Genomic DNA, 15,486 nt, shown 5'->3' on the forward strand with positions numbered 1-15,486 from the left:
GGCTGATATCTTTCTCCTTTTATAATCATGTTCCAGATAATTACTGCCAGCTTTCTGGCAGTCGCGGTAATGGCAGCTCCCCTTCCTTTGCGATAAGCCACACGTTTGAAAAACCTTGTCAACACTCCATCTTTGGTTTTATCAATGGTGTTTGCCGCATTTCTTAAAGCCAGCGCGAGCTTGTTACTCCCTTTTGGTGTTCGGCTTGAAACCACTTTGCCCCCAGACACCCTATTGTTGGGAGCTAGCCTAAGAAAAGAAGCAAAATGTTTGGCAGAATTAAAATTGTAAATGCCTTGACCGATTTCACAGATAAGGGTCAGCACTGTACTGGAACTGATTGATTCAATAGCAAATAGATCCACTCCGTAAAATTTATAACTTAACACTGGAAGATTGAATTTTGGTTGGTTCTTTCCCTTTAACTGTTTTGAAGAAAGTACCAAGTCATTCTCTAGGTGAATTTCCTGTGTAAACTCAACTAGAAGGTTTTCAAGTCGTTGTTCACAGGATCTCATTCTTTCCTGTAGAAAAGTATAAATGTGATAACATTCGGTCATTTCATAAAGTAGTTCCTCATCCCAATTCCCCTGTAAAGCCCTAGCAACCTCTTCTCTGGATTTCTTTATCCGTGGATCGGTCAATAGGGAAAGTGCCTGGCCATCCCTTTCCCCATCGATGATGGCACGGATGATGGCCGTTCCCGTTTTTCCTGTGATATCACTGATGACTACATCGAGTCTCAGGTTCATCATCCTCATAGCTTTTTGGATCTTGTTGACCATTTTAGCAGACTCTTCTATCAGACTGGATCGGTGACGCTGCAAGGTCCTGAGTTTGGTCGACTCTTTATCAGGGAGAAAGCAGCCTCTCAAAAGCCCCAAACTGTGGAGTTTCTGTATCCAAATACAGTCCTTAACATCTGTTTTAGCCCGCACGTTTTTGGTCTGGTGTCCGGATACCAACAACACTTCAAAACCAGCGTTCTGTAGCGCAAAAAAAAGGGATTGCCAATAACTTCCCGTACTTTCCATAGCCACTGTAATGATTCCATGACTCTTCAAATGGTTGATCATCATATCATGGTCCTGAGAATAAACACCAAATTCTTTGACATCTTTTTTGGGATCTTGCCCCACCCCAACAAAATGGCTTTTAGAACCTACATCAATTCCAGCGGCAAAAGGATTGACTACAGCCATACTTTCAAACTTTTTCTGCTTCATCTTATTTTTGGTTTTGATTAAAAGCAGCAAGAGAAATGTATATTTGATTTGATTATTCCATACGGGATCCATAATAAAACATGGTCACCAATTAACGTTTCAAAAACCCTAACCTTAGAGATTGGGGTTGAACATTTCTACCAGAATTCGGGAAGGGATAAAATCACCATTCAATGCATAGGCTTTCAAGCTGCAACCAAAAGTTAGCGCATTAACGTTACTATTCCAACGTCTTAGAATTTGGGTTAAAAGTATTACAAGTTGTAACATCTTAATATTTGTTCAATCATGGCGGAAATACCCATCGAGATCATCAATCTGAATGCCAATGCCGGATTAAATGAAGGCATTGTCAATGGCAATGTCGAAGGCTCGGTCATCGCAGGCATTACCATTAGCGCCGATCTCTGTCATGGGATCAACATCGGTTTGGATGGCGCCATAACAGGCCAGGTCCTGGGGAATCTCGATATCCTATTTATCGGCGCACAAGCCAAAGGAGAGCTTCAGGCAGCGGCCGGTGCGCGCGCGCTGATCCGCCTCGAGCCCAATCTGTTGGAAAAAATGGGCCTTTCCATCTACGTCGGCGCCTATGCCCGAGCCATGGCATCCGGGAGTTTGGCGATTTACCTAACACCGTCGTTTTTTGCCCAGCAAATCCAGGATCACCTGGACGATTTCCCGGCAGATCTCTTTTTGATCTTCCTCGAAGAAGTAAAGGCTGAAGTGGGCGTCTGGGGAAGGGTTGCCTTTTCAGCCATGGCAGAAGTCAACGTGAATGTCGTTTGCGACATTAAGAAACTAAATTCGGGATTTGAGATTTCTGGAGGGTATAAATTCGGCCTGAAAGCAGGCTCCGGCTATGATTTTTATTGCAATGTTGGATTCAAGAACCTCAGAAGAGCCGTGAACCGATCCACGATTCGCATCAGCGCCGAGGTAAAAAAACACCTTCTCAAATCCGATCTGGCCAATAAACAACTTCTGGCGGAATGCTTCGATTTCAGCTTTCCGTTTATTGTTTTGACGGCTTATGACCTTGGGAACAAGAGCGCCGAAAGGGGCGAATTTCTGAGCAAGGAAGAGGTCGCAGATATTTTGTTCAAGAACTTCATCGCCAGCCTTCAGCGATATGCGGTTGAAAAGATCATCGAAGCCGCAGTCCGTAAACTCAGCGATGAATTTTCCAAGATCTATTACAAGATCTTTGGCATCCAGCTGGACAATGCAGAAAAAGCGGAATTGGAAGTATCGGTCAACAAGCTGATCGATCTACTTCAAAAAGGAGACCTGCGCTTAACCGATCTCGAAGGATTCATCACCGAGACCATCAACATCATTGACCTGCTGGATCAGGGTGCTCTGGATGATTTCAAAAGACCGCTCACCTTGTTCTGGGTGAGCAGTGTGGTCGGATTCGAGCTGAAACAATTGTTGAGCGTGTATTCTGCCAATCTTGGGGTCGGATCAACCGTGACTGGAGAGGCAGCGACCTCCATTCAACATTCCAGACTTCCTGAGGCACCGGCTTTTGTCAAAGCGGAAATCGAGGGGGTGCTGGGAGAGTCAGTTCTCCTTGTCGATGTGAGGATAGCAGTGGATTACCTGGCAGAAATCGGGATTCCTTACGCTTCGCAATATGTTTTCCCGGAAATAGGGGCTTTTAAGGATTATTTTGAAAGTAGGTTCAACCTGACTTTCGGGAAAATATTCGAAGATTCGCTGAGAGGACTCCAAGGCCAGGGCACATTGGCAACTTATCATTCCTACCAGGCCATCAAAGACATTGTGAAGACCGAGCTCATCGAAAATCTGATCATGGGAGAACTCCTTCCGCAAATCACCAGCGACATCGACAATGTGCATCTCTACCAGTACTCCCAGGAGGTCATCCGGCCTTCCCTTTACCTCTCTTCTGATTTTATTTTTAAGAAGCTGGACAATTTTCTGATTCAGGACTTGAGCGGCATCAATAATCTGCCGCAATTTGTGAACGGGATTTCTTCCGGCTGCGGCGTGGTCGTTTACAACGTGCTCGCCAGAAATATTGCCTTCTTCGACCAGATCATCAATGACTTTGTTTTAGACAATACTTTTGCCGGCTTCGACTCGATGGGGGCCAGGCTCAACAACCCCCAGGATCCGTTTTTTGTGAGTTGCAAGGGCTTGCTGTCTCAGTCTTTTTCTCATATTTCCAACATTGACCAGCATATCGAGGCAGTGCGGCAGCTGTTGCTGGATCTTACTTATGCATTCAAAGAAATCTCGGGACCTACCGTATTCACAGCCGACAGAAGAAACAACCTGAGGGTACTGAAGCGGGACATCCTGCTGTCCATGGCGGGGAAAATCGATTACTCGGAAACTCCGGATGCGTTTGTCGCGCGGTTACTGGATTGTGGATTCATTCCCAATCAAGAACTGGTAAAAGCACTTGGAAATGAGTTGCTGAAGATCAGTGTGGAGTCCTTTGGGATATTTATTCAAAAAATCATTCCCGCCTTGGGAGATTTTTATCTGGCCATCAGCCTGCACACATTGACACAAATGAGGGCGAACCTTATTGCATTCATTGATAGCCTGTACAATGCTGCGCTTACGGCCTTGAATCATTACAACAATCTCAGCGATTATATCGACGAGAACATTCTTGCCATTCTGGATGCGATCGACCTGGTCGTCACCAATTTTGGCACTACACTAAAAGCGCACCTCGACACCTGGGGAGATTCCGCAAAAGCCAATATACATTTTACACACTTGGCCTCTATAAGAGCGACTGTTCCGGCGGGAACGGCGAGGGATTTGGCCATCCTGACCTTTGAAAATGTTACCTGGCCTGTTGAAGCCGCAATCCTGGATGTCGCCATTTCCGCGGGAACGACAGCGCTGAAAACGGCCATCGATGGGGTGGTTTTGACCATCGATACCAGCACCGACATTGCCGCAGAGATCCTACTCATAAAGCAGACCGTAGAAGACGCCATCACCACTGGCCTTGTCGGATTTGTTTTGACCCCGATTCATGCCACCGCCACCCGATTGGTCAATGCCTTGTTGCCGGACAGTCTTATGAATACCATCAAAGAATACCTGGAAGCACGTGCAGGCCAAAAGGAGTTGGAAAGAGAGCAGTTGGATCAAGAACAGGAATTGGCTTTCCTGGAAGCGGAAAAGAACAAAACACAGGGGCGATACGACCGCAATAATTTTAATCCGCTGGTCGGGCTTGAAATACTGGATCCGGTAGAGGGATTTCCATTTATTTATCCGAAGGAAGTGATCTTGCAGATGCGATTGGTGAATGGAAATCACGATATGATTTCTGATCCTTCTTCCAAACGGATTCAGGTAACGATTAACTCCGTCCCTGTTCAATTGAACGTCGGTGACTGGTCTCAGTCGGGCAACGATATGGTGCTGAATAAAACCATAGACAATACCGATGACGGTTTGAATATCATCGAAGTGAGTTGGATCAAAGGGGTCTCCAACCAGCAAGTGATCCGCCACAAAATTCCATTTATCGTGAATGCGGAAGCAGATTATAAGCGGGCCAATTTTTCTGTTTATATCGACAGTGACCCTCCTGGACCGGATGTGGATGCGGAACATGTGGAAATCATCTACAAAGGCAGCAAGGAAATGGAGGTCAAAGGTTGGCTGATGCAGGACAAAGCCCGTCATAAATACCATTTGCCGATGTTCACTTTGCGGCCCGGCGATCATTTGAAGATCTTTACAGGAGGCAGCCAGGGCCAGAACAAGGTCAACAAATCGAGAAAAAACAAGCTCCTTTTTATGGGGAGGAAGAAAGCCGTCTGGAACAATGAAGGCGATACCATGTACCTGTCCGATGCCGATAGGGTATTGATTTACAAGTATTCTTATTTACCTGAATAATGGATTGTTATGGTTGTCATGAACCCCTTTGAAGCCTTGGTGGATCTTCTTAAAAAACTGCTTGAAACCATCAAGATTGCCGGAGATCCGACCGAAGAGAGCAAAATTCTCTTTGAAATGCTCGAGAATGCATTGCGTCGGGGTCTGCTCGGTGACTTTATCGATGCCCTCCTCCCCTCAGGCAAGTCCTTGGAGGATGTATTAAGGTCGATGCTCATCGATCACGGCCGCCAACAGTTGCGTGCATTCGTCCTGTCTTGGGTGGACTTGCAGAGACCTGTTGGGGAATTACTCGCGGCTGTCGATGCCGTCCAACAGGCAGCGCTGGATGAAGTGTGCCAAACCCTCTACGAAACGGTGGGCAGGAAGATGACCCAGCCGGAGATAACCACGGCAAAATTGATCTACGGAAAGACTTTTGATTATGATACCATTTACTTTTCGGATGCGGGCGTGGCAAATACCGTCATTTTCGGTGTGCAGGATTATTTTAACAACAACCCCAACTCCAGGGCTTTCGTCACCTTCAAACTGGTCAATCACGACCTTGCCGACGGCCCCTTGTCTGATTCGACGATGATTCATGAGCTTTGCCATGTATGGCAATACCAGACAGTAGGACCGATCTATCTGATCGAGGCGATCCATGCCCAAACGCTGGGCGCCGGATACAATTATGGATATACGAATGGCGTGAACGGAAATGGGGGAAACGTATCGCTCCAGAATGCAATTGCCAATAATCCTGGGTTGACCACAGCGGAAGTCTTCGCACTTTTTAACCGGGAACAGCAGGCATCGATCATTGAGCACTATTATTACAGGAAACATGTACTCAATTTGCCCCCGTCTGATTATGCCGCCTGGCAGCCGTTTCAGAATTTGGTATATACACCATAGGGCGCTGGCCAATTCCAGCCTGAAATGGCTTGATCATCCGTCTTTGTTTTCAAATCCCGACTTCACCCTATCGGTAAAATGCATGATTCTCCAAATAGGCACAGGGTTGAATCCGTTTTATGCATTGCGAACTCAATTCAATGGTATATTTAACGGATGTTCAATTGGTTGTTGATAGTTTTTGACTTCCCCCAAATGGTATCAAGAATAAGTCTCCCAATAGTCTGATTTTCTTGCAGTTTCGCTCTCATTTGGAAACGGAGTGCATATTTCGGGTCAAAAGATACCAGACGGTAGTGGACTTGAAAATGCACAACACCGCTTACCATTCAGCCGGAGAAATTCTTCCCGTTTTTGGCTAATCTTCTTCCACCACCTTGATCACCACATTCCCTGTTTTTTGCCCCGTCTCTACGTATTGGTAAGCCTGTACGATTTGGTCCAAAGGATATTTTCTATCAATCAAAGGTTTGAATTCGCCCTTTTCCACAAGCCCTTTCAAAAAAATCACGTCTTCCTTGTGGATCGTGGGCAAGGGGAACAATAGTTTTTTGCCTCCCAGAAGCGGTGTGGTCAGGGCAAAGAAGATGTTCTCTGCGTTCTCGCCAAATTCTGTGGAGATGTAAATCCCTTTTTCCGTCAGCAAGGGTTTGCATTTCCCAAATGAACTCTTGCCCACTGCGTCAAAAATAAAGTCAAACTTAGCATTTGTCTTGGTGAAGTCCTGTCTCTCATAGTCAATCACAACATCTGCACCCAGTGATTTTACCAACGCCGTGTTTTTGGTGTTGCACACGGCGGTGATTTTTGCCCCAAAATGCCTTAACAATTGGACCGCAGCGGAACCTATGGCGCCGGTGGCTCCATTGACCAGCACATTTTGATCCCTTTCAACTTTGGCCGCCTTGATGTCACACAAGGCGTAGTGGCCACCTTCAGTCAGCGCCGCGGCCTCATCAAAGCTTAAGTTGTCCGGCATGGTGGTCACGGCATCCGTTTCGGTAATGGTCAAATACTCCCCATGTCCACCAAAGGTTTTGTCATTGAAACCAAAAACCTTGTCCCCTATCCGGAAGGTGGTCACGTCCTTGCCGATTTCTTCAATTACTCCCGCAAACTCACAACCCAATATGGGCTGTTTTGGCCGCAAAATCCCAGTCCAAAACCTGGAGATGAAATATTCCGCACTGCGAAAACCGCAGTCCGTCCGGTTCACCGTCGCCGAATGGACCCTGACCAAAATTTCGTTGTCTTTGGGAATGGGTTTGGGCACTTCCATCAAATGGGCAACTTCCGGCGGACCGTATGCGGTATAGACAATCGCGTTCATTTTTTCCATATATCCCTTGGTTCTAGATCCTATGCTGCACTTGAATGCCCCGTATTGGAATTTCATGCAGGCCGGGATTTTCAAAAGTCTACCTCACTTGAAGCAAAGCACTTCAACCCGTTTGATGCATGACCAAATCCATTCCATCCAATGGTCACTTCATCCTCAGTCTTTGTTGACTGTTTTTGACTTCACTCTATTGGAGTCAGGAGTTTTTCTCCCAATAGTCTGATTTTCTTCCTATTTCAATTCAATCAGGAAACCTATTGCTTATCTAGCGTTCAAATATATCATTTTCCTGAGCCAAAACGCATGCATCCGATTCTTTCAGAGAAGTGTTTTTTTGGAGGTAAAGCAATGGAGGTGATGTACTTGCCCCTACAAAACAATTTTCTAAAACAATTAAATGCTTTTCAACCCTCCGCCTTGATCAAGGCCTGTTGCGCATTGCCAATTCAAAAAAAACTACACCCCTCATACTTCATAAATCTCAATGGGCAGCTCGTCCGGATCGGCAAAGAAAGTGAATTTTTTATGGGTGAATGGGTCAATTCTTACCGCTTCCGTCTCGATGTTTTTGGAATTCAGGAAATCAATATTCTCTTCCAGGTTTTTCACCCCAAAGGCGATGTGCCTCAAACCCCTTGCTTCAGGTCGCGACGGTCTGCTGGGGGGTTCTGGAAATGAAAACAGTTCAATCAGATAGGTCCCATTCAGGGAAAGATCAAGTTTATAGGACTGTCTCTCCTCTCTGAAGATTTCCTGCTCAATTTTCAATCCCAAAATTTCGGTATAAAAATATTTCGATTTCTCATAGTCCGCACAGATGATGGCGATATGGTGAAGGGATTCTAGTTTCATGGGGTGGGGGTTTGGGGGGGTTGGGTTCTAAGCTATACAGAGGCAGGGATTTTAACCACTAAACTTCCTACGAAGCACTGAACTTTAAATTTACTACTTTCCTGTCTTACGAAGAACTAAACCCCTGCTTGCGTATAGTTGATGTTATCGCTTCGGTGTTCTTTTTGGTCATGTTTGTCGGTCAGCGTTGGCAAAGACATACTCTTTTGCAATTTGTGGCGGTGTGTTGGCTGGTGCGAATTGCAAATGTGTATGGCTTTTAGCGTGGGCATAGGTTCTGTCATTCTTTATCAGTTTAATTTCGGTGTACTTGAATCTGGTTTTATAATAGGTTCGTCAAACTTCATTATGATTGGCATTGGAAAATCTACGCCTGTTAAAATGGCTTCTCCTTCTCCAAGAATTGGTAAAAAATCCAATGTGTTTTTATTAGCTGTACTACAAGCATTACTTACTGCTTCTTTGTCAAAATGATTAATTAGTCGGTGTGCTATAAATGTTCCCATTTGACTTAGTGTGCCTTGTGGAATGTCTCTTGGCATCTGGGTAGCTATACAAAGAAACAAACCGTGCTTTCTACACTCTTTGGCTATGGAATCGAAAGCGTCTAAAGGTTTACTGTCAAAATACTCGTCTTTAATAGACTTGTTTAGAAACTGATGGGCTTCATCAATAAAAACTACAACGGGTGAATCTTTAAATGAACCGCTTCTTGCCTTTGCTAAAAGAAATTTGCCAATGGCATTTACTAATGTTTCTCTGACTTGAAAATCATATTTTACATTTTCTAAGTTTAAGCGCAATAATTTGTTATCGGTGTTTTCGATAGAAATAAATTGATTGAGAACATCAGTTAAGTCATTTTCTGTTTTCTCTTGTTGGAAACCAAATATTTGGTTCAATTCAGGTGTGTTGGCAAGATTGGTAACTCTTGATATCAAACTCACACAATATGAAACATCATTTGGAGCTACGCCTCCCCAAGTAGTTCCATTGTCATAGACACATTCAGCACTTAATTGATGGGATAATTTCATAAAATCAAAATCTGCCATTCCGTTTTCAATAGCTGATATGTTTCGGTAGTAAAAAACATCATATGGTTTCTTAGGCTTTCCGTTTTTTTTCAATAAACCATCTTCAATCGGAATAGCTTCTCCGTTATGTACAATTTGTGTAGCTTCTCCAACAATTTTCACCATTTTTAGAGACCTTATAGCTTCCATTAGCTTAGGCGTTTGCGTTCTTGGTGATGGCTTCAATAAGAAAAACATATCATCTATTGTAAGTTGAGAATAATGAAATATGTTTTCGCCATTACCAATATCGATAGATTTTATCTTATCATAACTACCACGATACTCCCCCGTTGCATCAATCAATATAGCTTTATTACCTGTTGCTACTAATGACTCTACCAATTTACTTACCGTATAGCTTTTCCCGCCTCCTGTAGTTCCAACAATAGCACAATGACGTCCAAAAATAGACTGTAAACTTATTTTTACTTTCGTTTCTGGACTTGAAACCAAGCTTCCTATTGCAATGGTGTTTGCCAGTTCTCCACTTCTTACGCCAAATCTTGACATATATTCTTGTACTAGTTCTCCTGAACTTACAAATACTTTTGCTCCAATGTTTGGATAGGCTATTAATCCTTTTTTTACATCAAAAGGATTGTATAAATCAAAAGATAAAAGAATTTCAATTTTTCCTGTGGGATGAAAATCACTGGTTTGAAATGCTTTCTCATTCAAAGAAAGTCGTTCAGATTCGGGTAATGATAATTCTGTAATTCTTCCTAAAAAACCACATTTATCGCCTTCAATTACGACAAAACTCCCCACCAAACCACCGTTAAATTCTTTACCAAAATGAGTGAATCCATTCAATAATACCGAAGATGGAAAATGAACTTTCACAAATTGCGGTAGCACCTGATTGATATAACCAAGAAAATATTCGTGCTTGAAAGGATTTATCTTTTGGTTACTCATTTTTTAGACTTATTGTTACTTGTTGGGGGTTTTCATATGTTTTTATCTCTGGGAAATAATTAGCAAAATCTGTAAATGTTTCTGAAACCATCAATATTCTTTCGGTTTTCAAAGCATTCCCTTTTATAGTTTTTAGTGATTTTGAAGCGTTGGGATTATCAAATCCAGGGTCAATAATCGCTAATCTAAAACCAGGGTTTTGATTTAATGCTTCTTCAATGGCTGCATTAATGTGCTTGTCATTAAAACTATAACCTATACAAACCAATAAAGTGTTATCATTTAACCTAAGATTTCTTTGAAAGCGTGCCATCATTTCAAAAAATGGTTGTTCATAAGAATCTTCATATTTGGCTTCTCGTGGGTAAACCATCAAAGCCTCTTCAGTTTCATTGTTAACTATAACATCACCAGTTTCTTTAATTCTTTCCCAATTGATAGAGCCGTGCAATTTGTGTAAATGAAAAACACGCTGTACGAAATTATCTTCATCTTTTAGTTTGCTTCCTTCTCTTTGTACTATATCATAGTCAAAATATCTACCGCTAAATGTCCTTGGAAAAGTATAGGAAAAACCATCAATTACAATTGCGTTTGCAACAGTTGCCGCATCTTCAAATAGCAAGTCATAATTTAATGTAAATACTTTGACTCTTGGACTTGTTTGCTTGCGTTGCAATACTTTTTCAAGCAATACTTTGTGTGGGAATGCTTCATTTGGTGGCGTTGGAATGGTGCATCTGTCCTGTATGAGTTTAAAAAGCAAACCCTTTAATTCCGATAGTTTTTTCTTTCCATCTTTGAAGACAACATCTTTATCCTCTGAAAATTTAATAAAGCCTTCCACCTGACTTAATAAGGCTTCAATATCCTTTTTGTGGGTATTCTCTTTAGGAAATTTTACTACCTCAATGATATTGTTTATACCATCAACTGCTTCTGTTTTAAATTCTTTCACCGCTTCATCCCATAATTGAGCCATTGAAAGCCCTTTTACATCCATAGAAGAACCAGCACCAGTAAGAATTATCAAGTTTTTAAATGGTTTTTGAAAAAAAGAAGTGTAAACTTTGCGTTTTTCATTATTGGCAAGTTCTGCCGTGTGCTTTATCTCTTTATTGTCGGCATCTAATTTTGGATAGTTCTTTATTTCTGAAATATTTACAAGTTTTCCCTTGTAAAATTCAGCATCTTTAACCTCAATTGTTTTAGATTTTCCATTAATTAAAACGTGTGTCCAGTTTTCTACTATTTCTTCTGCCATATCTAAAACGCTTTAAAATTATAATTCCTTATCCCTTAATTTACTAGGCCATTGATTTAATCATACATTCTAAAAACTCAATTTCCTCATTGCTCAGTTTGTACTTTTCATACAATTGTTTGTCAATTTCTTGTATCGATTTACTCCAATCAATATCTGAGTTTTTAGTAAAGTTTTGCAAAGGAACAAACTTGTATGTCTTTGAAGTACCGTGTTGACTTACTTTTGGTAAACTATGCATAAACCTAGCAAACTTGGTGAAAAAATACTTCACAAGATTCGTTGAAGTTATTAAATCTAAGTTCAATGTAGCCCCCATCACAATGTAAGTTTCAGTACATATAGTTTTAGGTTTACCAACGAAAGCATTTAAATTGTCATCATTTAATTCAGTTCCAATGTTATTAGCATATGGAGCAAAAACTTTATAATTGTCAATCCAATTTGCGTTTTTTGTAATTTCATCTCTTTCTAAATAACCAATTTTCTTACTCTTGCCATAACACATTATCGGTTTTTTTAATCCCTTTTTATCAAGTCTAAATTTTTTTGCATCATTAACAACATTGCCCTCAAGGTTAAATGGCTTTCTTGATGAAATGTGATTTTCAAAAGTTTCAAAATCTTTATGAGATTTTACTTTTGATATGATTTCTAATGCAATACTATGGCGTATAAGAATATCAGAGTCAGGTGTTTTCAAACTTCGTATATTCAAAACAGGTGTTAAATTATTCTTGTAGGTAAATAACTTGGTTAAATTTTTAGAATTATCATATGATTTGTCTCTTATGAAATAACAAATACCTCCACGATTATTGGTGTTTTGAAACAAAATATCTGGTTTCAGAAAATCGTGTAATTCAGAAATATGTTTGTCGTTAAGCATAATTTCTCTGAATTCATCTAATCCTTTACCACCAGCATACCAACGTGTGGGCATAATCATAGATATGTACCTAGGATTTAATTCTTTTGCTGACTCCACAAAAAGATTATAAATTGGTTTGGCACTTGCTTGAGCACCACCGTCACTTTGCTGATAAGGCGGATTGCCTACAATTACATTGAATTTCATTTTCTTGTTGTTTATTTTGATGGTATCTTTTTCAATGAATTTGTTTTCACTGATTAAATCGTAAGAGGTGTAGTTCGTTTCAATTAGTTTTGCATCTAATTCAAGCAACTTGTACACTTTTCTGGTAAACTCATACGCAATTTTTGATGTTGGTATTGAGTAGAATTTGTTGGCTACTTCTTTGCCAAACAATTTATATACGGCATATACAAACTCGCCTTGTTTGGAAGCAATATCTAAAAGCATTGTATTCTTGTCAATGGCTTTGGCTGGCAAACCGTTTATGATTTTGTCGGTAACAAATTCGGGAGTTACAATTTCAGAATCTGACAAGCGACTAAATTTTTTCATTGCATTACTCGCTCTTTCTATTGGAGAAATTGCGGAATCATTGGCTAGCGAATTAATGTTGTGAATTTTATAATCTAGTTCGCTTAAAATAAATGGGTTGATGTACTTTTGAAACAAATCAAGTATGGTGATTTCAAGGCTCAAATTTGAAGCTATTCGCAGATTATCAGCATTCCCGTTGATGTGGTTAATGGTTTCTTGTAAAGATTTAACTCTTGAATCTGTCAAAAATGCAAAGAATAAAATCCTTGCATAATACATAGCAAATTGACCTTTGTAATCATTTACTGCTTCATCATCTTTTGATTTGGATTTTGCATTTTCTTCATTTTCGTCTTCATCATTATCGATAGTATCATCTCTATCAATCTCGTCTCCTTCGCCTTTTGCTGGTGGAATTTCTAATCCTTGACGAGAACCAATTTTTCCTTGTCTTTCAATTTCAGCTTTGATTGCTTCAATATCCAATAAAGAATAATCAATTGAAATAGTTGTAGCCTCATCAAATACACTTCTGCTACTCGAATATTTGCGAACAGCATCCAAAATATCGGCTGGCTGTATTTTAACAATTTTATTGTTGTTTAAAACTACAATTGGAGATATTTCAAGTTCTTTTCGGATTCTTTCTTCTAACTTGCTGTTTCCGTTAGATTCAGTATTTACATTGTAAATCTGTGATTTATGTTCCTGCATTTGGAACATTCTATTCGGATTAAAATCAACCAATAAAGTCTGTGGTTTCATATTGAATTTGACCACATCACCATTCGGCTCTTTGAAAATTTTTATGAACTGATTTTGTAAACGAAAAATTGCTTGGTCGTATTCTTGTGGTGAAGCCGTGTCTTTTAGGTAAAGCATAGTATCCCATTCAGGAACGGTACTACCAGTAAGCATTCTGTTTACTGTCAAAGTGATTGTTTTTACATTTTCACTTTCACATTTTTTGATTTTAGCTTGAACTGCTTGCGTGTCTTTGAAATTTTTTTCATTCTCAACCCCAGAGATATTGATGATTTCGTAATTACTAAGATGCTTAAACTTGTTATTCTTGATTAATTCCTCCAATGCGTCACAAGATGCTCTGTAAGGCAAAACACAAACAAGGTGACGGCACATTTTTCCCTCTTTAATTTTGTCGTAATCTAAGAAACTTAATAAATTAGAATCTTCTTCTGAACCATCTATAACTTTTAGCAAGTCAAGAATTTCTTGTTCGTATTTGAATTTTTTATGAAGCTTATTTTTTTTGTCTATGGTTATTGATTGTGGTCTAAAAAGCTCTGAAAAAGCATAGGTAACACCTTTCTTTTTCATTTCTTCCATTTTTTTTCGAGAAGATTCATTGGGATTAAAAGCAAAACGAATCATTTGAGGAAATCCATAATACGGATTATCCCATTCTTTAACTTCGTCTTTGTTTAGATTTTCTAAATCCCATTGTTCTTGGTCTTCTGCAATGTGTGTGAATTGGTAGAAAGCAATAATATCATCATCTGTAAACTCGCTATTCATCAATATGCGATAAGGGGTTCCAGAAAGATGAATGCGGATTTTTGCATTAAAAACTTTATTGGTAATTTCTAAATCGTCTAGTGTATTATCATTCAGCTTTAATTCGCTTTTTATTTCTTTGGCACTTAAATTTTCCTCTTTAAGGATTTTTCCGTACTCGGTTGCTCTTGCTCCAAAATGTGTTTCGTCAATTAGTAACAAGTCAATTTTATTTTCAAATACCTCTTTGTGTTTGGTTTTTATTTCATCTCCTTGAAGGTCTTGTAATGTTAGAAACAAAACGATTTTTTCTTTTGCCTCTTCTTTCTCGGCAATAATCGTATCGCTAGTCAGGAGAGAAGTACTATCTAAAAAACAATATCCATCAAATTTAATATGGCTTTCAACCGTTTTTTTCCATTCTTCTTTCACATCAGCTTTTGCAGAAACCACAACCACCAATTTTGCATTCATTTCAACTGCACAACACATTGAGGTAAATGATTTTCCAAAACGCATTACCGCATACATCAACAAATTGGTTCTGCCTTTATTTAAAGCTTTTCGAAAATTATCTACAGTTTTTTGTTGATTGGGTCTTAGTGAATATTCTTCTATTCTTGTGTAAGTATGTGTAATTGGAATATGACTTTCGTCAAAGCGATAATATTGATATTTTGATTCGTTGTTTTGATGTCCGATGTTTATGTCTTCTATCGCTTCTTGCAGGTCTTCCTCTGTTGCGTTTTCAAAAAACTCATTTGAGTAGTATGGGATTCCTTTTAAAACGTTAGGCTTTAATCGACTTCTTTTTAATTCGTTTTCAAGAAAAAAATGAACTGCATAATCTCTGAAAAAAGTTTCGCCATCAACTTTTGCAACATTTCCAAATTTCTTTTCAAGGCTAGGGAAGTATTTACGCCATTCATTCAGCCTCATTTCAATTGGTCGGTAGGTATCGCCAACTTTTAGATAATTCGGTATTGTCTCGGTCGTAAAAGCATAGATTTGGGGTTCTACTCTTCCAATGATTAAGTCATCAAGTATATCTACATTTATATTGTTTGTTTCTGGCATAG

At 40.0% G+C, this 15,486-nt stretch carries 9 protein-coding genes; 2 read left to right on the top strand and 7 right to left on the bottom strand.

Annotated elements, in window-relative coordinates; translation table 11 throughout:
- Nucleotides 1-1,226: IS110 family transposase (locus tag Q7J63_RS07055; protein ID WP_304884984.1), on the bottom strand; the 1,226-nt coding region annotated here is incomplete at its 3' end.
- 288 nt (nt 1,227-1,514) lie between these two features.
- On the opposite strand from Q7J63_RS07055, the gene Q7J63_RS07060 reads away from it, so the two are divergent.
- Nucleotides 1,515-5,129, top strand: coding sequence for a lamin tail domain-containing protein (locus tag Q7J63_RS07060; RefSeq protein ID WP_304884986.1), 3,615 nt, complete (start codon nt 1,515-1,517; stop codon nt 5,127-5,129).
- 237 nt (nt 5,130-5,366) lie between these two features.
- Complete coding sequence (locus tag Q7J63_RS07065; RefSeq protein ID WP_304884988.1) at nt 5,367-6,029, top strand: hypothetical protein; 663 nt, start codon at nt 5,367-5,369, stop codon at nt 6,027-6,029.
- A gap of 358 nt (nt 6,030-6,387) precedes the next feature.
- Here Q7J63_RS07065 and Q7J63_RS07070 read toward each other — a convergent pair whose 3' ends face one another.
- The 6 genes from Q7J63_RS07070 to Q7J63_RS07095 all read right to left on the bottom strand — a co-directional run bounded on the left by Q7J63_RS07070 (nt 6,388) and on the right by Q7J63_RS07095 (nt 15,484).
- On the bottom strand, nt 6,388-7,425 hold the full coding sequence (locus Q7J63_RS07070; protein ID WP_304884990.1) for an NAD(P)-dependent alcohol dehydrogenase: 1,038 nt from the start codon (nt 7,423-7,425) through the stop codon (nt 6,388-6,390).
- Nucleotides 7,426-7,833: 408 nt separating this feature from the next.
- Nucleotides 7,834-8,220, bottom strand: coding sequence for a VOC family protein (locus tag Q7J63_RS07075; RefSeq protein ID WP_304884992.1), 387 nt, complete (start codon nt 8,218-8,220; stop codon nt 7,834-7,836).
- 116 nt (nt 8,221-8,336) lie between these two features.
- Nucleotides 8,337-8,504 (bottom strand): hypothetical protein, encoded by a 168-nt coding sequence (locus Q7J63_RS07080; RefSeq protein WP_304884994.1) that lies wholly within the window; start codon nt 8,502-8,504, stop codon nt 8,337-8,339.
- Between the two features lie 6 nt (nt 8,505-8,510).
- Nucleotides 8,511-10,217: an ATP-binding protein gene (locus tag Q7J63_RS07085; RefSeq protein WP_304884996.1), complete on the bottom strand. Its 1,707-nt coding sequence runs from the start codon at nt 10,215-10,217 to the stop codon at nt 8,511-8,513.
- A complete protein-coding gene (locus tag Q7J63_RS07090) occupies nt 10,210-11,481 on the bottom strand; it encodes an SIR2 family protein (protein WP_304884997.1) in 1,272 nt (423 codons plus the stop codon). The genes Q7J63_RS07085 and Q7J63_RS07090 overlap by 8 nt, the downstream gene beginning before the upstream one ends.
- 43 nt (nt 11,482-11,524) lie before the next feature.
- Nucleotides 11,525-15,484 carry an Eco57I restriction-modification methylase domain-containing protein gene (locus Q7J63_RS07095; RefSeq protein WP_304884999.1) on the bottom strand — a complete coding sequence of 1,320 codons (3,960 nt, stop codon included), beginning with the start codon at nt 15,482-15,484 and terminating at the stop codon, nt 11,525-11,527.
- Between the last annotated feature and the right edge of the window lie 2 nt (nt 15,485-15,486).

Source organism: Rhodonellum sp. (assembly GCF_030656585.1).
In the GTDB taxonomy this organism is placed as follows: domain Bacteria; phylum Bacteroidota; class Bacteroidia; order Cytophagales; family Cyclobacteriaceae; genus Rhodonellum; species Rhodonellum psychrophilum.

Excerpts from the sequence above, each read along its gene's own strand:
- Q7J63_RS07060 (WP_304884986.1), top strand. The coding sequence starts at position 1,515 with ATGGCGGAAATACCCATCGAGATCATCAATCTGAATGCCAATGCCGGA.
- Q7J63_RS07080 (WP_304884994.1), bottom strand. The coding sequence starts at position 8,504 with ATGACAGAACCTATGCCCACGCTAAAAGCCATACACATTTGCAATTCG.
- Q7J63_RS07095 (WP_304884999.1), bottom strand. The coding sequence starts at position 15,484 with ATGCCAGAAACAAACAATATAAATGTAGATATACTTGATGACTTAATC.
- Q7J63_RS07085 (WP_304884996.1), bottom strand. The coding sequence starts at position 10,217 with ATGAGTAACCAAAAGATAAATCCTTTCAAGCACGAATATTTTCTTGGT.
- Q7J63_RS07070 (WP_304884990.1), bottom strand. The coding sequence starts at position 7,425 with ATGAAATTCCAATACGGGGCATTCAAGTGCAGCATAGGATCTAGAACC.
- Q7J63_RS07090 (WP_304884997.1), bottom strand. The coding sequence starts at position 11,481 with ATGGCAGAAGAAATAGTAGAAAACTGGACACACGTTTTAATTAATGGA.
- Q7J63_RS07075 (WP_304884992.1), bottom strand. The coding sequence starts at position 8,220 with ATGAAACTAGAATCCCTTCACCATATCGCCATCATCTGTGCGGACTAT.